At 71.0% G+C, this 18,220-nt stretch carries 19 protein-coding genes; 12 read left to right on the top strand and 7 right to left on the bottom strand.

The window, feature by feature from the left end; all coding sequences use genetic code 11:
• Positions 1-14: 14 nt before the first annotated feature.
• From EDF40_RS07420 to EDF40_RS07400, 5 genes are all read right to left on the bottom strand, one after another.
• Positions 15-1,928, bottom strand: a complete 1,914-nt coding sequence (locus tag EDF40_RS07420; protein ID WP_123338553.1) for a thioredoxin domain-containing protein — start codon at positions 1,926-1,928, stop codon at positions 15-17.
• A gap of 90 nt (positions 1,929-2,018) precedes the next feature.
• The gene (locus EDF40_RS07415; protein ID WP_123338554.1) at positions 2,019-2,564 is read right to left on the bottom strand and encodes an AAA family ATPase; all 546 of its coding nucleotides are present in this window, start codon (positions 2,562-2,564) and stop codon (positions 2,019-2,021) included.
• Positions 2,561-3,628, bottom strand: a complete 1,068-nt coding sequence (locus EDF40_RS07410) for an NAD(P)-dependent oxidoreductase (protein ID WP_123338555.1) — start codon at positions 3,626-3,628, stop codon at positions 2,561-2,563. Before EDF40_RS07410 ends, EDF40_RS07415 begins: the two co-directional genes overlap by 4 nt.
• Before the next feature lie 31 nt (positions 3,629-3,659).
• On the bottom strand, positions 3,660-4,532 hold the full coding sequence (locus EDF40_RS07405) for a sulfurtransferase (RefSeq protein WP_185002874.1): 873 nt from the start codon (positions 4,530-4,532) through the stop codon (positions 3,660-3,662).
• A gap of 235 nt (positions 4,533-4,767) precedes the next feature.
• Positions 4,768-6,309: an MFS transporter gene (locus tag EDF40_RS07400; RefSeq protein WP_123338557.1), complete on the bottom strand. Its 1,542-nt coding sequence runs from the start codon at positions 6,307-6,309 to the stop codon at positions 4,768-4,770.
• Between the two features lie 169 nt (positions 6,310-6,478).
• On the opposite strand from EDF40_RS07400, the gene EDF40_RS07395 reads away from it, so the two are divergent.
• Positions 6,479-7,141 carry a TetR/AcrR family transcriptional regulator gene (locus tag EDF40_RS07395; RefSeq protein WP_159574131.1) on the top strand — a complete coding sequence of 221 codons (663 nt, stop codon included), beginning with the start codon at positions 6,479-6,481 and terminating at the stop codon, positions 7,139-7,141.
• A 178-nt stretch (positions 7,142-7,319) separates the two neighbouring features.
• Here the strand turns inward: EDF40_RS07395 and EDF40_RS07390 are convergent, their stop codons facing one another.
• Positions 7,320-8,951 carry a dolichyl-phosphate-mannose--protein mannosyltransferase gene (locus tag EDF40_RS07390; protein WP_123338559.1) on the bottom strand — a complete coding sequence of 544 codons (1,632 nt, stop codon included), beginning with the start codon at positions 8,949-8,951 and terminating at the stop codon, positions 7,320-7,322.
• Positions 8,952-9,017: 66 nt separating this feature from the next.
• Between EDF40_RS07390 and rsmI the strand changes: the two genes are divergently transcribed.
• The 9 genes from rsmI (at position 9,018) to EDF40_RS07350 (ending at position 15,202) form a co-directional block, all read left to right on the top strand.
• Positions 9,018-9,839 (top strand): 16S rRNA (cytidine(1402)-2'-O)-methyltransferase, encoded by an 822-nt coding sequence (rsmI, locus tag EDF40_RS07385; RefSeq protein WP_123292295.1) that lies wholly within the window; start codon positions 9,018-9,020, stop codon positions 9,837-9,839.
• A 134-nt stretch (positions 9,840-9,973) separates the two neighbouring features.
• Positions 9,974-11,551 (top strand): methionine--tRNA ligase, encoded by a 1,578-nt coding sequence (metG, locus tag EDF40_RS07380; protein ID WP_123338560.1) that lies wholly within the window; start codon positions 9,974-9,976, stop codon positions 11,549-11,551.
• Positions 11,548-12,456 carry a TatD family hydrolase gene (locus tag EDF40_RS07375; RefSeq protein ID WP_123338561.1) on the top strand — a complete coding sequence of 303 codons (909 nt, stop codon included), beginning with the start codon at positions 11,548-11,550 and terminating at the stop codon, positions 12,454-12,456. The genes metG and EDF40_RS07375 overlap by 4 nt, the downstream gene beginning before the upstream one ends.
• A complete protein-coding gene (gene rsmA, locus EDF40_RS07370; RefSeq protein WP_123338562.1) occupies positions 12,456-13,307 on the top strand; it encodes a 16S rRNA (adenine(1518)-N(6)/adenine(1519)-N(6))-dimethyltransferase RsmA in 852 nt (283 codons plus the stop codon). The genes EDF40_RS07375 and rsmA overlap by 1 nt, the downstream gene beginning before the upstream one ends.
• Before the next feature lie 92 nt (positions 13,308-13,399).
• On the top strand, positions 13,400-13,672 hold the full coding sequence (locus tag EDF40_RS07365) for a hypothetical protein (protein ID WP_123338563.1): 273 nt from the start codon (positions 13,400-13,402) through the stop codon (positions 13,670-13,672).
• Between the two features lie 2 nt (positions 13,673-13,674).
• Positions 13,675-13,953, top strand: a complete 279-nt coding sequence (locus EDF40_RS07360) for a hypothetical protein (RefSeq protein ID WP_123338564.1) — start codon at positions 13,675-13,677, stop codon at positions 13,951-13,953.
• Positions 13,935-14,120 carry a hypothetical protein gene (locus tag EDF40_RS18860; RefSeq protein WP_148053765.1) on the top strand — a complete coding sequence of 62 codons (186 nt, stop codon included), beginning with the start codon at positions 13,935-13,937 and terminating at the stop codon, positions 14,118-14,120. Before EDF40_RS07360 ends, EDF40_RS18860 begins: the two co-directional genes overlap by 19 nt.
• Positions 14,121-14,157: 37 nt before the next feature.
• A complete protein-coding gene (locus tag EDF40_RS07355) occupies positions 14,158-14,697 on the top strand; it encodes a hypothetical protein (RefSeq protein WP_123338565.1) in 540 nt (179 codons plus the stop codon).
• Between the two features lie 52 nt (positions 14,698-14,749).
• Complete coding sequence (locus EDF40_RS07350) at positions 14,750-15,202, top strand: hypothetical protein (RefSeq protein WP_123338566.1); 453 nt, start codon at positions 14,750-14,752, stop codon at positions 15,200-15,202.
• A gap of 11 nt (positions 15,203-15,213) precedes the next feature.
• Here the strand turns inward: EDF40_RS07350 and EDF40_RS07345 are convergent, their stop codons facing one another.
• Positions 15,214-15,954 (bottom strand): SDR family oxidoreductase, encoded by a 741-nt coding sequence (locus EDF40_RS07345; protein WP_123339017.1) that lies wholly within the window; start codon positions 15,952-15,954, stop codon positions 15,214-15,216.
• A 102-nt stretch (positions 15,955-16,056) separates the two neighbouring features.
• On the opposite strand from EDF40_RS07345, the gene EDF40_RS07340 reads away from it, so the two are divergent.
• The gene (locus EDF40_RS07340) at positions 16,057-16,899 is read left to right on the top strand and encodes a helix-turn-helix transcriptional regulator (RefSeq protein ID WP_123338567.1); all 843 of its coding nucleotides are present in this window, start codon (positions 16,057-16,059) and stop codon (positions 16,897-16,899) included.
• Positions 16,900-17,216: 317 nt separating this feature from the next.
• A complete protein-coding gene (locus tag EDF40_RS07330) occupies positions 17,217-18,215 on the top strand; it encodes a RimK family alpha-L-glutamate ligase (protein WP_123338568.1) in 999 nt (332 codons plus the stop codon).
• The last annotated feature ends 5 nt before the right edge of the window (positions 18,216-18,220 follow it).

Below are 18,220 nucleotides of genomic sequence, written 5' to 3'. Positions count from 1 at the left end.
ATTCCAGGATACCGTCACGCCGCCGGTGCTGCGAGCCCGGCGGCCAGGTCTCCTGCGGACCGAGCGGGCAGGGCGCACACGCGGTCGTGGCAGACGTACGCAGCCGGGTCGAGTGCGTCCCGTGCCTCGAACAGATCGAACCCCGCAGTCGCCCACTCCGCAGCCTGCGTCGGGGTCACGCGAGCGATGACCGTGCCGGGTCGGCGCGCGGCGCGGACGGCATCGCGGAGTGGGTCGTGCGGGTCCGACGTCACGACCACGACCTCGCGCGAGGGCCGTTGCAGGCCGAGTGCGACACCGAGGGCGTCGGCGTGCCCGAGCGGTCGCTCGGTACCCGTCGTCGCGCGGTCGGCCACCAACCGCGCGGCCGCCGTCCGGTACGCGGAGTCGCAGGTCAACGCCGCGAGGCCGGCGGCCGCTGCGGCCAAGGCCACCGTGCCGGAGCGCATCGCGGTCTGCGGCTGTTCCCCGGTCGCCGTGCCCGCTCCGGCGAGCACGGCGTCGACGTCGAACCGGTTCGCCAGGCCGTCGTCGACCAGGGAACGCGCCGTGACGGCGTAGGTGACCTCGCCGGTCACCAGGGCGAGCTCGAGCAGACCCTCGGCCAGCAGCCCGACGTCCTCGACGGTCGCCGGTGCCGCCGACGGCCCGCGGGGTGTGCTCGAGCGGACCTCGACGTGCCCGTCACGCACGTGCGATCGCAACAGTGCATCGGCCGCAGACCGGGCGAGGCCGATCATCTCGGGGTCGTCGTGGCGGTCACCGGCGATCGCGAGCCCGCGGATCGCCAGGCCGTTCCACCCGGTCAGGACCTGGTCGTCGAGTGGTGGCGGCTCGAGGAGCGCGCGCTCCGACAGCGGCCGCCGGTACCACTCGCCCTCCACCCGCTGGCCGTCGATCGTGGACTCGCTGTCCTGCGCGGCGACGAACGCTCCGTCGTCCTGCCGCAGGGTGTCGCGCAGGAAGTCCGCGATGCCGCGCGCCTGTTCGGCGCCGGCGACCGCGAGGAGTCCGGCGTTGTCGTAGAGCATCCGCTCGTAGTGCGGCACGCTCCAGTCGCGCTTGGTCGCGTACCGGAAGACACCGCCGTCGGCATCGGTCAGCTCGGAGGCCCGGATCGCGTGGAGCGACCGGTCCAGCAGGCCGTCGGCCTCGGCGTCGCCGTCGCGCGCTGCGTCGGCGAGGAACTCCAGCAGCGGCGTGCTCGGGAACTTCGGAGCGCCGCCGAAACCTCCGTAGGTGGTGTCCTCTGCCCGCGACAGCTGACCGGTGACGGCCCGGATGTTATCGACGGACGGGAGGTGGGCCCCCTCTGGCCGGTTCCGGTGCGTCGCGGAGCCTGCGGAGCGACGTGCCGGCCGAGCCAGTGGGGACGGGTCGGCTCCGTCAGCACCCTCGGCCGCGCGGGCGGTCGCGTCCGCCTCGGCCCCCTGCCGGATCGCCGTCGCGATGGCCGCGGTGTTCGCGTCGACCTCGTGCCGCCGCTCGGTCCACGCGTCGAGCACCGCCGCCAGGATCTGCCGGAACGCGGGCACCTGACCGACGGGGGTCGGCGGGAAGTAGGTGCCGGCGAAGAACACGTGGCCCTCGGGCGTCAGGAACGTCGTCAGGGGCCACCCGAGCTGCTGCGTGAACGCGCTCGCGGCGGCCATCAGGCTGGCGTCGACGTCGGGACGTTCTTCGCGGTCGACCTTGACCGCGACGAAGTCCTGGCGGAGCAGCGAACCGATCTCCGGGTCGGCGAAGCTCTCACGCGCCATGACGTGGCACCAGTGGCACGTGGCGTAGCCGACCGACACCAGGACCGGGACGCCGCGCTCGCGTGCCTCGGCGAAAGCTTCGGGACCCCACTCGCGCCAGTCCACCGGGTTGTCGGCGTGCAGCCGGAGGTACGGGCTGACCGCGGTGCCGAGTCGGTTGTCGTTCATGGCTCCAGCGTGCCCCGTGGCGACTGAGCGGGCCAGCGACGGACGCGATCTGTGGACGGATCGCGGAGTCCACAGGCCGCAGCGGGACGGTCAGCCGAGGAGCCACCCCGTCAGCGCGGCGAGACGCTGTGCGACCTGGGTGGGGGTGAGACCGTCCGTGTCCACCCGGGTGACCGTGTCCCCGGAAGCCGAGTCGAGCCTCCCGGCCGTCCGCGTGCTGTGCGCGAGCTGCGCCTGCGGGACCTCGCCACCTGCCCGTCGCGCGAGGCGCTCGGCGGTGGGACCGTCTGCCGCTCGCAGCAGGACCGTCGTGACCACGGGGTCGTCGCCCATGGCGGCCGCCAGACGCTCGTGTTCGAGCACGGAGACGGTGTTCGTGTAGACCAACCGATGGTGGCCGAGCTCGCGGTAGGACGTCCACAGGGCGGCGAGGTTCCGTTCCGCGAGCCGCGCCTCGGGGTGCTCGACGTGCGGTGCCGGGTGCGCCAGGTCGAGCAGGTCGCCCTCGATCACCGCGTGGCGGACGTCCGCAGCGACGAGCAGGTCGTGCAGTGCCTCGGCAGCGGTGGACTTGCCGACACCGGACCGCCCGCTGATGAACAGGACCTCGGAGCGGGGCGTGCTCGGCGCCGTCACCCGAGGCCCAGCGACAGGAGCGCGAGGGCAGCGTCCTCGGGGCCGTAGTCGAACATGCGCTCCCAGAACGGGTCCTCGGCCCACGGCACGTCGCCGTCCGCCGGTGTGGACTGCGCGGTCTCCACCAACCAGTCGAGTTCGGGCAGGACCGCGGTCGCGAAGGTCGGCGGCTGCCACCCGAGCGCGCGTGCCGCCGTCGTGTCGAGGACGAACGGTGACGGCGACGACCACGGGGTCGTGCCGACGAAGGCAGGGGCGTCGGCGTCGAGCAGGACCTCGTCGAACCGGTGGTCGAGGTGACTGGCGATGGTCCGCACGATCTCGAGCGCCGTCGGAGCGGTGTCGTCGGCGACGTTGAGGATGCGCCGGTCGGGAGCGTCCGCGACCAGTCGGACGAGCGAGCCGATGCCGCTCGCCGCCGTCGTGTGGTCCACGCCGCGGCCGCGGCCCGCGAGCAGGATGCGCTCGCGGCCGTCGAGCACCCGGCGGACCACGAACCACTCGCGCGGCCGACCGATGCCGACGCCGTAGACCTTCGACGGGCGCAGCACCGTGACCGGGGCGCCGTGGTCGAGCAGCACCTGCTCGGACGCCACCTTCGCCGCGCCGTAGCCGTCACGGCTGGTCGGGTCGCCGTCGCCCGCGGTGACGGTCGGTTGGATCTCGGTGACCGCGGCGCCGAAGACCGGCTTGTCCGTCGAGTTCGCATGCCGGCCCTGCTCGTCGACGTAGACCGCCCGCGAGGAGACGAAGGCCGTGGACCCGACGTCGTCGAGGAACGGCAGGAGCTGCGTCGCGTCGTCGCCGGTCAGCCCCACGGTGTCGACGAGCAGGTCCGCGCCGGGGCGGAGGAGGTCGCGCAGGGTGCTCGTGTCGCGGCGGTCACCCGCGGTGAAGGTCGCGCCGCGGGCGGTGACGGAATCGGCTGCCGGGCCACCGCGGCGGGCCAGGACGTCGACCTGCCAGTCGTCGCCGCCCCGCCCGGAGGCGTCGAGGAGCTCACGCGCGACGGCCGAACCGATCCCGCCGGTACCGCCGAGGATGACCGCGCGTCTGGAACTCATGCGCCAACGCTAGCCGGGACGCGCGTCGTCGTCAGGACGCCAGGGCCTCGGGCTCGTGCCGCCACCAGTCCAGCAGCGAGCCGTCGTACACGGTCACCTTGTCGTGGCCGAGAACGGTCAGCGCCAGCGCGTCGACGCACGCGGCGCTGCCGACCCCGCAGTACGTGACGATCTCGTCCTCGCCGACGACCGCGGCGAACGCCTCGGCGAGCTTCGGCCCGCGCAGGTACGCGTTCGTGTCCGGGTCGACCAGGGTGTCCACGGTGATCGGGGTGCTTCCCGGGATGATCGGCGGGTGGTCGTCGCCGAGGGCCGCTGCGGGCGCCGCGAACACCAGTGCCGCGGGCTGTTCACCCGTCACCGCTCGGCGGACACGGGCGTGGTCGGCCCAGAGCGGGCGTTCTTCACCGGCGAGGAAGGCGCTGTCGTCATCGGGCGTCTTCGCCGGCGATGGTGCCTGGCGCAGGGCACCGACGCGGACCGGTCGGCCCTCGTCCCGCCACTTCGTGAACCCGCCGTCCAGGACCGCGACCGAGTCGAAGCCGAACGACCGGAAGATCCACCACAGCCGTGCCGACCACTCGCCGACGCTGTCGTCGTAGACCACGACCGTCGAGGTGTTCGTGACGCCGAGGTCGCCGGCAGCTGCCTCGAACCGCTCGGCACTCGGGCGGGTGAAGGGCACCTCGGCACCCGGCGTGGAGAACGCGTCGACGAGGTCGGCGAAACGGGCGCCGGGGACGTGTCCGCGCTGCTCGTAGGAGTCGACCGCGGAGTGCCACATCGTCTCGAGGCCCGTCCCCACCGTGTGCACGGAGGCGTCGAGGACGACGAGCTCGTCACCACCGAGGTGGTCGGCGAGCCACTGCGTCGACACGAGCGGCGAGGTCAGGACGGGGGCCATGCCGCACACGATAATGCGGATCTCTGACGGGCGACAGGGAAACCGACACACTGCGCAACCGGGGCGCGTGTGGTGGCTCGTGCGTCGACTCGGAACGACAAGGTGGTCGTCGCACGACATCGCGATCGTCGTATCGAGTCCGCCCCGCACCCCCGCCCGCCCCGCACCCCGCCCCGCACGCACGAACGGCCCGCCCCGGCAGAACCAGGACGGGCCGTTCGGACGAGCTGACGCGTCAGTGTGCGGCGGCGGGGATGCTCCCGGTCGTCGTGGACGCAGCGTGGGCGAGCCGGTCGAGCCGCACCGACTGCCGGTTGATGAGCAGGCCACCCGCGAGGGCGACGAGCACGAGCACGCCGGCCGAGATGCCGAACGCCACGTGGTAGCCGTCGAGCGTGGCCTGCGCCTGCTGCAGCTTCGTGGGTGCCGCCGACAGCCCGGTCAGGCTGTTCTTCACGACGTCGGCGAAGATCGTCGACAGCAGCGCCGTGCCGATCGAGCCACCGATCTGCTGCATGGTGTTGACCGTCGCCGAGGCCACACCGGCGTCGGCGCGGGCCACTCCGGTGGTCGCAGTGTTCATCGCGGACGAGAAGATCGTGCCCATGCCGAGCCCGATGACGATCAGCGCTGGCAGGACGGTGCCCGCGTAGGAGCTGTCCAGGTCGGTGCGCAGCAGCAGGAGCAGGCCGATCGCGGCGACGAGGCCACCGGCGAAGATCAGGATCTTCGGGCCGATGCGGGGCAGCAGTCGCCCACCGATCTGCGTCGCCGAGATCATGATCGACAGCGGCATCGGCAGGAAGGCCAGACCGGTCTGCAGCGAGCTGAACCCGAGGGTCTGCTCGAGGTAGTAGGTCAGGAACAGGAAGATGCCGAACATGCCGATCGCCACCAGGCCGATCGCGATGAACGACCCGCCGCGGTCACGGTCGAGCACGACCCGCAGGGGCAGCAGCGGGTGCGCCACACGGGTCTCGATGAACACGAACGCGGCGCTGAGGACGACGCCACCGGCGAGCATCGTGATGGTGACGGGGGAGTCCCAGCCGTTGGTCTCGGCGTTCGAGAACCCGTAGACGACGCCCACCAGACCGGCCGTGATGGTGATGACGCCGGCGACGTCGATGCGTGGGCGGTCGACCTTCGGCGGCTTCTCCATGAAGACGAGCGCGCCGATCACCCCGAGCACGGCGAAGACGACGTTGACGTAGAGGCACCAGCGCCACGACGCGTACTCGGTGAGCACGCCGCCCAGGAGCAGACCGATGGCCGCACCGGAACCGGCGATCGAGCCGAAGATGCCGAACGCACGACCGCGCTCCTTCGGGTCGCGGAACGTGGTGGTCAGCATGCCGAGCGCGGACGGTGCGAGCAGGGCGCCGAAGACACCCTGCAGGGCGCGGGCTGCGACGAGCAGGCCGAACGAGTCGGCGAGGCCGCCGAGCACCGACGCGACCGCGAAGCCGACCAGGCCGATGATGAAGGTGTTCTTGCGGCCGAACAGGTCGCCGAGGCGCCCGCCGAGCAGCAGGAGCGAGCCGAACGCCAGCGAGTACGCGGTGACGATCCACTGGCGCTGGTCGGTGCCGAACCCCAGGTCGGCCTGGGCCGAGGGGAGCGCGATGTTCACGATCGTGGCGTCGAGCACGACCATCAGCTGGGCGAGGGCGATGACCGCCAGGGCGATCCAGCGGTGGTTGCTCTTGGCGGGGGTGGTGCCAGAAGTCGTGGGTGCTGCCCCGGTGGGGGTCGGCACGGTGTGTTCTGCCGTCACGGCAGCCTCCTTCGAGAAGGTTGGAGGGGGAGCACGAAGCGCGCACCGTCGGGCGTTTCGAAGAGGGGAGGTGTCAAACGGATGCGCGGCATCCGTTTGTCAACAGTGTAGACCGAAACGGAAGGCCCGCATCCACTTATTCCCAGAAAGTTCAACTAGGTTCGGCATCGTGAGCACCACCGAGTCCGCGCCCGACCTCGAGCGCCCGCTGCGCGCCGATGCGGCACGCAACCGCGAGCTGATCCTGCAGACCGCTCGCAAGTGCTTCGCGGAGCGCGGGCTGTCGGTCACCCTGAACGACATCGCGCACGAAGCGGGGGTCGGTGTCGGCACCGTGTACCGACGCTTCGCCGACAAGGACTCCCTGATCGAGGCGCTGCTCGCCACCAAGTTCGAGGCGATGAACGACGCAGCGGCCCGCGCCGCCGACGTCGTCGACCCGCGCGAGGCCCTGCGGGTCTACCTGACCGGGGTGTTCGAGTTCCGCGCCCGCGACCGTGCGCTCGCCGACGCCATCGTGCGCGCAGGCAAGGCACGTCCGTCGATCGTGCAGGAGCGTGACCGGCTGGAACGCCAGGTCTCCGCGATCATCGGTCGGGCCGAGACCGCCGGGGTGGTCCGCGCCGGCTTCGACTACCGCGACCTGCCGATGCTCACCGCCATGGTGGGTGCGGTGGCCGATGCCACCCGCGAGCACGACCCGAACGCCTGGCGCCGGTACGCCGAACTCCTCATCGAGGGCGTCCTGCCGCAGACCCGGACCGCGCCGAGCATGGTCGGCGACCCGCTCGACCGCGAATCGATCGAGCGCGCGCTGCACGCGCAGTCCTGAAGCGTCCGCGCGGACCGTGTGCGGCTCGGGTGCCAGCCGACTCCGGACCGGAGGCCCGTGGCGGAGTCGATCCGTGCCTCCCGTCCGGCGGTCGGGTCACGACCAGTGCGCCGGGCCGGTCACGACCAGTGCGCCGTGCCGGTCACGACCAGTGTGCCGGGCCGACACCCGACGCGCGCTACAGCCAGCTCGGCAGCCAGTAGTGCGACCGGATGAAGTCCCACGGCACCTGGATCGCGGTCCACATCGGGTACCAGTACGCCGACGCGAGCAGCACCACGGCCAGGTACACGCCCACCCACACGACCGCCCGGGTCCGTCGGGGCCGCGGATCGGTCCGTGACCCGAGCACCAACCCGATCGCCGCCGCCAGCGCCATCACCATGAAGGGCTCGAAGGCGATCGTGTAGAACTGGAAGACCGTCCGGTTGACGTACATCAGCCACGGCAGGTACCCCGCGGCGACGCCGAGCAGGACGAAGCCGTACTGCCACTGTCGGCGCAGGATCCAGAGCACGAGCAGCGCCACGGTCGCGATGACCGCCGCATACCAGATGAACGGGTTCGCGACGCCGGTGATCGCCTCGCCGCAGCGGCTCGCCGAGCAGCCGTCCTGGCCGGCATCGGTGCCGACGTAGAACATCGACGTGGGGCGCTGCATCACGAGCCAGAGCAGCGGGTTCGCCTGGTACGAGTGCGGCGTGTGCAGCCCGATGTTGAAGTTGTAGATCTCCGACTGGTAGTGCCACCAGTTCTGCAGGCTGTCCGGCACCCACCGGAGCACCCCGGTCCACCGCTCTCCACCGGAGGCCAGCCAGTTCCGGTCCCAGCCGTCCTTCGACACGAACCAGCCGGTCCACGACGCGACGTAGGTGACGGCGGCGATCGGCACGGTGAGCAGGAACGACACGGGGGCCTGCTGCAGCAGTGCGCTCGACGACCAGAACTCGACGCCCGCACGACGGCGCATCAGCATGTCGCTCAGCACGGAGTACACGGCGAAGAACGCCAGGAAGTACATCCCCGACCACTTCGTCGCGGTGGCCAACCCCATCGTCAGCCCCATCGCGAACAGCCACGGACGCCACCAGAGCACGGGCCCCCACAGGGTGTCCCGGCCGGCGGCGACGCGCTCGGCGACCCAGTCGTCGAGCCGCCGCTGACTCCGGCGCCGGTCGAGCAGGAGCGCCCCGAACCCGAGCACGACGAAGAACGTCAGGATCCCGTCGAGCAGCGTGACGCGGGACATCACGATGGCCTGGCCGTCGATCGCAAGCAGGCCGCCGGCGAGCGTGCCGACCAGGGTGGAGCGGAACAGCGACCGGGCGATCACCGCGGTGAGGAACACCGTCGCGATGCCGAGCACGGCGACGGCGAACCGCCAGCCGAACGAGTTGTCCGCCCCGAACAGGAGCATGCCGAGCCCGATCAGGTACTTGCCGAGCGGCGGGTGCGCGATGAACTCCGCGGCGCTGGTGAAGATGTCCGTCTCACCACTCGAGAACCGGTCGTCGGTCGTCGGGGCGGAGTCGCTGCTCGGGTTCGCCGGCCAGGTGCCCTCGTACCCGAGGTGGACGATCGACCAGCCGTCCTTGACGTAGTAGGTCTCGTCGAAGACCAGCGAGTGCGGGTTCCCCAGGTTCGCCAGGCGCAGCACGGCGGCGAGCAGCGTCACCGCGATCGGTCCGGCCCAGCGCCACACCGCGACGCGCTGGGCGGTAGAGAGCACCCGCTCCCACCAGTCGTCGAGGCGCGAGCCGACCGGCCCGTCGGGCACGGCCGTGCGGTCGTCGGTCAGCTCGCTGGTCATCGCTGAGCATCCTACGGATCGACCGCATGTCCGCGCTGCGTCGGTGCTGCGACGACAATGGGTGGCGTGATCGTCCTCGCAGCAACCCCCATCGGCAACCTCGGGGACGCCTCGCGCCGTCTCGTCGAGACCCTCTCCAACGCCACGGTGGTCGCGGCGGAGGACACCAGGACCGCCATCCACCTCATGCGCGCCCTCGGCATCGAGAACCGTCCGCGGCTCATCGCCCTGCACGAGCACAACGAACGGGCGAAGGCGTCCGAGGTCGTCGAGCTCGCCCGTGACGAGGACGTCGTGGTCCTCACCGACGCCGGCATGCCGGCGATCAGCGACCCCGGCTTCCCGCTCGTCGAGGCCGCGGCAGCCGCGGGCGTCACGGTCACGGCACTGCCCGGCCCGTCGGCGGTGCTCATGGCGCTCGCCGTCTCCGGACTGCCGACGGACCGCTTCACGTTCGAGGGGTTCCCGACGCGCAAGGGCGGGGAACGTCGTCGTGCGTTCCAGGCGCTCGCGGGGGAGCAGCGCACGATGGTCTTCTTCGAGTCGCCGCACCGGTTGGCCGAGACGCTCGCCGACATGGCCGTCGGGTTCGGGGGCGACCGTCGCGCCGCGGTCTGCCGTGAGCTCACGAAGCTGTACGAAGAGGTCCGTCGTGGGCCGCTCGACGAGCTCGTCACGTGGGCATCCGAGGGGGTCCGGGGCGAGATCTGCATCGTCGTCGCCGGTGCCGCCGAGGCCACCGAGGAGGCAACGCTCGACGACGGGGTCCGCCTCGTGCTCGAGCGGGTGGCCGCCGGCATGCGCATGAAGGAGGCCGCAGCGGCGGTCGCGGACGCGACCGGCCTGTCGAAACGCGACCTCTACGAAGGCGCGCTCGCGGCGCGCTGAGCGGGGCTCGTCACGTTCGCGTCGGCCGGTCTGGAGGCGCGGGGCGGGCCCGCCACGGGCCTCCCGGATCCGGTTTTCCACAGTCCACCGCCGCGCGCGTCATCCGGGTTCCGCGCGCCCGTAGGATGGTCCGCATGTCCGACGGGTCCTCGTTCAGCATCACCACGCCGATCTTCTACGTGAACGACGTGCCTCACATCGGGCACGCCTACACCGAGGTCGCCGCGGACGTCCTCGCACGCTGGCACCGGCAGCGGGGTGACGACACCTGGCTGCTCACCGGCACCGACGAGCACGGCCAGAAGATCCTGCGCACCGCCTCGGCGAACGAGGTCACGCCCCAGGAATGGGCCGACCGACTCGTGACCGAGGCGTGGAAGCCACTGCTCGACACCGTCGACGTGGCCAACGACGACTTCATCCGCACCACCGACGAGCGCCACGAGCGCGGTGTGACGGCGTTCCTGCAGAAGCTCTACGACGACGGCTTCATCTACGCCGGCGAGTTCGAGGGCTTCTACTGCGTGGGCTGCGAGGAGTACAAGCAGCCGAGCGATCTGGTCCCCGGCACCGGCGCGTACGAGGGGCAGCAGGTCTGTGCCATCCACTCGATCCCGGTCGAGGTGCTGTCCGAGCGCAACTACTTCTTCCGGATGTCGGACTTCGAGCAGCGCCTGCTCGACCTGTACGAGTCGAACCCGCTGTTCATCCAGCCGGAGAGCGTCCGCAACGAGATCATCTCGTTCGTGAAGCAGGGCCTCCGCGACCTGTCGATCTCGCGGTCCAGCTTCGACTGGGGCATCAAGATCCCGTGGGACAGCGACCACGTCCTGTACGTGTGGTTCGACGCCCTGCTCAACTACGTCACGGCGCTGGGCTACGGCACCGAGGACGACGAGGCCTTCAAGCGCCTGTGGCCGAGCGTGCACATCGTCGGCAAGGACATCGCCCGCTTCCACGCCGTCATCTGGCCGGCGATGCTCATGGCTGCCGGCCTGCCCGTCCCCGAGCGCGTCTTCGGTCACGGCTGGCTGCTCGTCGGCGGCGAGAAGATGTCCAAGTCGAAGCTGACCGGCATCGCGCCGTCGGAGATCACCGACACCTTCGGGTCCGACGCCTTCCGCTACTACTTCCTCCGCGCCATCACCTTCGGGCAGGACGGCAACTTCAGCTGGGAAGACATCTCGGCGCGGTACCAGGCCGAGCTCGCGAACGGCTTCGGCAACCTGGCCTCGCGCCTGGTCGCGATGCTGCAGAAGTACTTCGACGGCGCAGTGCCGGCGCGCGGGTCGCTGACCGAGTCGGACGAAACCGTCGACGCCCTGGCGGTGTCGGTCACCGAGCGTGCCGACGCGGCCATCGCCGCGTTCGCCCCGCACGAGGCGATCGCCGCCGTCTGGGAACTCGTCGACGCTCTGAACGGGTACATCACCGAGCAGCAGCCGTGGGCCCTGGCGAAGGACGACGCGAACCGCGAGCGGCTCGGCACCGTCCTGACCACGGCCCTCCGTGGGCTCGGCACCGTTGCGGTCCTGCTCTCCCCGGTGATGCCGAAGGCCACCGAGAAGCTGTGGGCGTCGATCGGTGCCGGCGGCTCGATCGCCGAGCAGCGAGTCGATCGCGCCTTCGAGTGGCAGGGTGCTTCGCGCGTCGTGGCGCTCGAGAGCGGGCTGTTCCCGCGCATCGAGCAGTCGGAGCAGGTCTCCGCGTGACCGACGCCCACCTCCGCTCCCGCGGCGACGGGGACGGCTCCAAGCGCGACCTGACCTACCCGCCCCTGCCCGAGGCGCTCGTGGTCCCGGTCTACGACAACCACACGCACATGGAGATCGCCGACGGTGGCGACGGGGCGCTCGACTACCGCGAGCACCTCGGCCGTGCCTCGAGCGTCGGCGTCCGCGGTGTCGTGCAGGTCGGCACCGACCTGGCGACCTCGCAGTGGTCCGCGTCGATCGCCGCCCGTGAGCCCCGCGTGCTCGCAGCGGTCGCACTGCACCCGAACGAGGCGCCGTCGCTGCAGGAGCAGGGACTGCTCGACGAGCACCTCGCCGGGATCGAGGCCCTGGCGGCACTGCCCCGCGTCCGGGCGATCGGTGAGACCGGTCTCGACTTCTTCCGCACCGGTGAAGACGGGCGCGACGCCCAGATCCGCTCGTTCGAGGAGCACATCCGCATCGCGAAGGAGCACGGCCTCGCGCTGACCATCCACGACCGTGACGCGCACGACGCCGTGGTCGAGGTGCTCGACCGCGTCGGGGCTCCGGAGCGCACGGTGTTCCACTGCTTCTCCGGCGGACCCGACCTGGCTCGGCTCTGCGCCGAGCGCGGCTGGTACATGTCGTTCGCCGGCACCGTGACGTTCAAGAACGCAGCACTGCTCCGCGAAGCCCTCGTCGTCGCGCCGCGGCACCTGATCATGGTCGAGACGGACGCGCCGTTCCTGACCCCGACGCCCTACCGCGGCCGGCCGAACGCCCCGTACCTGATCCCGATCACCCTGCGGTCGATGGCGGAGACCCTCGGCACCGATGCCTCGATGCTCGCCGCGCAGATCGCGTCGAACACCGAGCTCGTCTACGGTGCGTGGGACGCCGAGCCCGTGACGGTGGACGAGTAGTGGGCGCGCTGCTCGGCCCGGCCGAGATCCGGGAGCTCGCCGCCGAACTCGACGTGACCCCGACGAAGAAGCTCGGGCAGAACTTCGTGCACGACGCCAACACCGTCCGGCGCATCGTGTCGGTCGCCGGCGTGACGCCGTCGTCCCGCGTGCTCGAGATCGGGCCGGGCCTCGGCTCCCTGACGCTCGGGCTCACCGAGACCGGGGCGCCCGTCACCGCGGTGGAGATCGACAAGCGGCTCGCGGCGAAGCTGCCGTCGACGGTCAGCGCGCTGCAGCCGGCAGCGACGTTGACGGTCGTGCAGCAGGACGCGATGACCGTCGCCGCCTCGGACCTCGACACCGAACCGACGCACCTCGTCGCGAACCTGCCGTACAACATCTCGGTGCCCGTCCTGCTGCACCTGCTCGCGACCTTCCCCTCGATCGAGCGGTCGCTCGTGATGGTGCAGGCCGAGGTCGGGTACCGTCTCGCGGCGGGCCCGGGCAGCAAGGTCTACGGGTCGCCGAGCGTCAAGGCCGCCTGGTACGGCTCGTGGAGCACGGCCGGGCTCGTCAGTCGGCAGGTGTTCTGGCCCGTCCCGAACGTCGACAGTGTGCTGGTGGCGTTCGACCGGTACGAGCCCCCGGGGGACGAGCGGCTGCGGTCGCGGGTCTTCACCCTGGTCGATGCCGCGTTCCAGCAGCGTCGGAAGATGCTGCGGCAGAGCCTGTCCGGTGTGCTCGGCGGCAGTGCCCACGCCTCCGAGGTCCTGACGGCTGCGGGCATCGACCCGACGGCGCGGGGCGAGGCGATCGGGGTCGACGGCTTCGTGCGGCTCGGTCGGACGGTCCTCGCGGCTGCGGAGTAGCTCGTCTCCCGCCTCGGATCGGCGAAATACGGAATGTTCGGTGCCGTCCGTTCGGTGCTCTTAGGGTTGATCACATCGACCGAGGAGGCACCGTGCAGCCGACCGAACCACGCCGACCGAACCGCCGCGGCCTGACTGAGGAACAGCTCACAGCGGGACGTCGTCGCGCACTGCTCAGCGCGGACCCCGGTCGGCAGCGGGGGCCGAGGATCTTCTCCGAAGCCGAACGGCAAGCGCTGTTCGCTCGGACGCCGCGACCTGAAGGCACGTTCGAAGAACGTCGCGAGCGCCGACGGCGCGCGATCGAGTCGATCGATCCGGACTTCTGGGTCGAGCCGACCGTCTCATTCCACACGCATCCCTGACCGTGTTCGAGCGACTCACGCCCGAGCATTTCGACGAGCACCGGGTCCTCGAGTTCAACGACTGCGCCGCGCGCCCGGACGCCGTCCTCGTCGATTCGAGCTTCCTCCGGAGCGCGCTGCGCCGGACCGATCGTCACAAGGTGGAGTCGGTCGCGTTCCTCGACCACCTCGACCTCGCGGGTACAGAGATGACGTACAGCGCCTACGCGGAGTTCTGCACTGGGTCGGGATCGATGCGGTCAGCGATGAGGTCCCAGCCCTCATGGCAGAGTTCGGCCTGACCGTCTCGGGTGCATTGCACGTTGCAACAGCTCGGCATTGGGAAGTCGACGGCTTCGTGACGGTCGATCCCGCGTTCGGCGTCGTCGACAAGGAGCGCCTCCCGCTGATCATCGACGCCGAGGGTGCGCAGCTGGCGCGTCGCCTGCGGGCAGGTTCCCAGCGCTGATCCGCGATGGCGGTGTCCTGCGGCCTACGATGACGGCATGACCGACGGAACGGTTCGCTCGCACGCGCAGGGGATGGCGCCGGACCGTGTCCTCGCGGCGACGGGCAAGTCACCGGACGAGTGGCACGCGCTGATCGACACGGCGGGCGGAGCCACCATCGGGCACGCTGCGATCGCTTCGTGGATCGTTGGTCAGGGCGTCGAGCCGTGGTGGGCGCAGGGCATCACCATCGGGTACGAACAGGCGCGTGGGCTCCGCATCCCCGGGCAGCGCACAGACGGTACCTTCGCGGTGTCGGCCTCGCGGCAGGTCCCTGGTGAGCGCGAGGCGGTACTCGATCGGATCGTGCCGGTGTTCGCGGCCGCACTCGGGTCCACGCCGACGTCCGAACGCCGCGGCGGCAAGCGCCCGTCGGCCCGGTGGACCCTCCCCGACCGCGAATCCGTGCTGCTGAACACCGAGGACGGTCCCAAGCCCGACACGGTCCGCATCTCGGTGCAGCGGGAACGGCTCACCGGCCCCGAGCGGATGCCCGACGCCAAGGCCGAACTGCAGCACCTGCTCGCCGGCCTCTGACGCCGCGAACGGGGGAGCGCGCGCACGGGCGTCACGCCCCTACGATCGGCGGGTGCCTCGCATCACCCTCCCCCGCTGGATCACGATCATCGCCGTGCTCGGCGGGCTCGCCATCGACTGCTTCGCAGTGTCGGTCATCGTCCGCGATCCGTCCAGCGACGGGGCGTGGGCCGCGGTGGTGCTCGGCCTGAGCATCGTCGTGTGGGGGGTCGCGTTCGCGTACTTGGACGACGGACCGAACACCGACGAGCCGAACACCGACGAGCCCGGCACGACAGCGGTCGGGTCCGTGCCGCGCATGCACCGTGACCGAGCGCATCGTCTGCTCAGCACAGCACTGACGGTGATGGTGTTCACCGCGATCTACGCGGGCACCCGCTGGCAACAGGTGCCGGTCGGCTGGGCGCTCGGCGGAGCGGTGATCGCGACGGGACTCCCCATGCTGAACCGCGCCCTCGACCGGCGGATCGCTCGCAACGAGCAGGCCGAGGGCGCAGCCGACTGATGTGCCGCGCGTCAGTGCGCGCGCGACGCCATCGCGTCGAAGATCTGCTGGTGCGTGCCGTCGCGCTCGGCGAACCGGAGCGGCAGCACGTTCTGCACCAGGATCTCGGGCGATGCCCCCGACTCCAGCAGCGAGAGGACCTCGTCGGCGAAGGCGTCGAGCGGCATGCCACCGAAGTCCGCTCCGCCCATCAGGTCGGTCGACACCGCCGGGGGAGCGAGCTCGAGCACCGACACCGGGGTACCGAGCAGCTGCTGACGGAGGGACTGCGTGTACGAGTGGACGCCGGCCTTCGTGGCGTTGTACGTCGGCGTCGCGGTGAGCGGGACGAACGCGAGGCCGGACGAGACCGTGACGATGGTCGAGGCGGGCTGCGCCAGCAGGTGCGGCAGGAACGCGTCGATGAGGCGGATCGTGCCGACCAGGTTGGTCTGGATGATCTCGAGCGCGTCGTGGATGTGGTCGGGGGAGCGCAGGTCCTCGTTGCGCATGATCCCCGACATGGTGACGAGGGTGTCCAAGGACGGGTGGGTCTCGAGGACCGAGGCGGCAGCGGCCTCGATCGAGACGGCATCGCTCACGTCGATCTGCACGGTGCCGAAGCCGTGCTCGGCGGCGAGCGAGTCGAGGAGCGACTGGCGACGCCCGCCGATGACGACGGTGCTGCCCGCGGCCTGCAGGCGCTGGGCCAGGGCGAGGCCGATGCCGGAGGTCGCGCCGGGGATGAAGACGGTGGAGTTCGTGATGTCCATGTCCACCACCATGCGCCGTCGTCGGCAACCCATCCAGACCTCGGTCATCGGGGGATCGGCGATCCCTGGCACGGCGGCGGGAACCGGACGACAATCGGGACCATGGACCGTGCTGCACTCGCCGACTTCCTCCGCCGTCGCCGCGAACTGCTGCGCCCCGAGGACGTCGGCCTCGGTCAGGGACCACGACGCCGGACGCCTGGTCTCCGGCGCGAAGAAGTCGCTGCGCTCGCGGGCATGTCGGTCGACTACTACACGCGTCTGGAACAGCAGCGCGGACCGCAGCCGTCGGAGCAGATGATCGCCGCGATCGCCCGGGCGCTCCGCTGCAGCCTCGACGAACGCGACCACCTGTTCCACCTCGCCGGACAGAACGCGCCGACCCGGTTGCACCGCGCCGACCACGTCGACCCCGCGATCCTGCGGGTGCTCGACCGGCTCGAGGACACGCCCGCGATCGTGGTCAGCCACCTGGGCGAGACCCTGGTCGAGAACCGGCTCGCGGCGGCGCTGCTCGGGTCGTCCGTCAGCCTGCCCGGCAACGAGCGCTACCAGGCGTGGCGGTGGTTCGTGACCGGCGACGAGCTCGCGAAGTACGCGCCGGAGCAACACGAGCGACTGGCCCGGGTCGTGGTGGCGTCGCTGCGGGCGGCGGTGGGGCTGGCCGGACCGGGGGACCGCCGGGCCACCGAGCTGATCGCCGAGCTCGAGACCCGCAGCCCCGAGTTCCGCCAGCTCTGGGCACTGCACGAAGTGACGAGTCGCTGGTCCGACAACAAGACGATCGTGCAGCCGCAGCTCGGCCGGATCACCGTCGACTGCCAGGTGCTGCACACCGACGACCAGGCACAGGCACTGCTGCTCTTCACCGCACCCCCAGGATCCGAGGACGCGCAGAAGCTCGAGCTCCTCGGCGTCGTCGGCCAGCAGGCCTTCGCGGGCTGACGACCTCGCACGGTGCGGGTCCGTTCGGCTCGTGCGAGGTTGGTCGAGCCCGCACGGTGCGAGGCCGATGATCCCGTGCGCCGTTGACCGCTCGGTGCCGCGCTTCATCCCGGCACCGAGCGACCGACCTCGCACCGGCCGGACAAGCGCGCACCGTGCGACCCGGACCCCCGAACCCCCGAACCCCCGAACCCCCGAACCCCCGAACCCCCGAACCCCCGAACCCCCGAACCCCCGCCCCCCCCGGACGCACCACACGAAGCAACCGCGCGTCACACACTTGGCCGCGTGCGGTATACCGTGCCTAGGGTGGGCGGGTGAGCACTCCCCGCGTGTACGTCATCCACGAGAACCCCGAGTGGTTCCCGCCGCTCGCCGCAGCCTTCGAGGCCGAGGGTGTCCCGGTGCAGGAGATCCTGCTGACCGAGGGACAGATCGACCTCGGTGCCGAGCCGGAGCCCGGTGTGTACTGGTCCCGCATGTCGGCGTCGAGCCACACCCGCGGCCACGAGCACAGCAAGGAGTACACCCGCGCGGTCCTCGGCTGGCTCGAACGATCGGGTCGCCAGGTCGTCGGCGGCAGCCACGTGCTCGAGCTCGAGGTCTCCAAGGTGGCCCAGCACGGGCTGCTGCAGAACGCCGGGTTCGACGTGCCCCGCACCACCGCCGTGTTCGGCACGACGACGCTCAAGCAGGCCGCGCGCACCTTCACGAACGGCCAGGACGTCCCGTTCATCACGAAGCACAACCAGGGCGGCAAGGGCCTGGGCGTCCGCCGGTTCGACTCGCTCGCCGAGTTCGACGCCTACGTCGACTCCCCGGAGTTCGAAGCGCCGGTCGACGGCATCACCCTGCTGCAGGAGTTCCTGACGGCCCGCGAGCCCTTCATCACCCGTGTCGAGTTCGTCGGCGGCGAGTTCGTCTACGCCGTCCGCGTCGACACGAGCGCCGGCAGCTTCGAGCTGTGCCCGGCCGACGCGTGCGAGGTCCCCCAGGTCATCGCTGGTGCGGTCTGCGACGTGCCCGGAACCGAGACCGCCGGAGCACCGCCGGCGTTCAGCGTCCGGACCGAGGTCACGGCCGAGCACCCGCTCGTCCAGCAGCTCCGCACGTTCCTCGCCGACCAGCGCATCACGATCGCGGGCGTCGAGTTCATGGAGACCACGGACGGCCGCACGGTCGTCTACGACATCAACACGAACACGAACTACAACCCCGCCGTCGAGGAGTCCGCGCCGGCCTCCGGCCCGCGCTCCATCGCGCGCTACCTCGGTGGCCTGCTGGAGACGCAGTACGCGGCGCAACTCACGGCCTGAGCACG

Origin of the sequence: Curtobacterium sp. PhB170 (assembly GCF_003752345.1) — a bacterium.
Taxonomy (GTDB): Bacteria; Actinomycetota; Actinomycetes; order Actinomycetales; family Microbacteriaceae; genus Curtobacterium.
The sequence above is the reverse complement of the archived record's forward strand: the minus strand, read 5'-3'. Positions and strand labels throughout refer to the sequence as shown.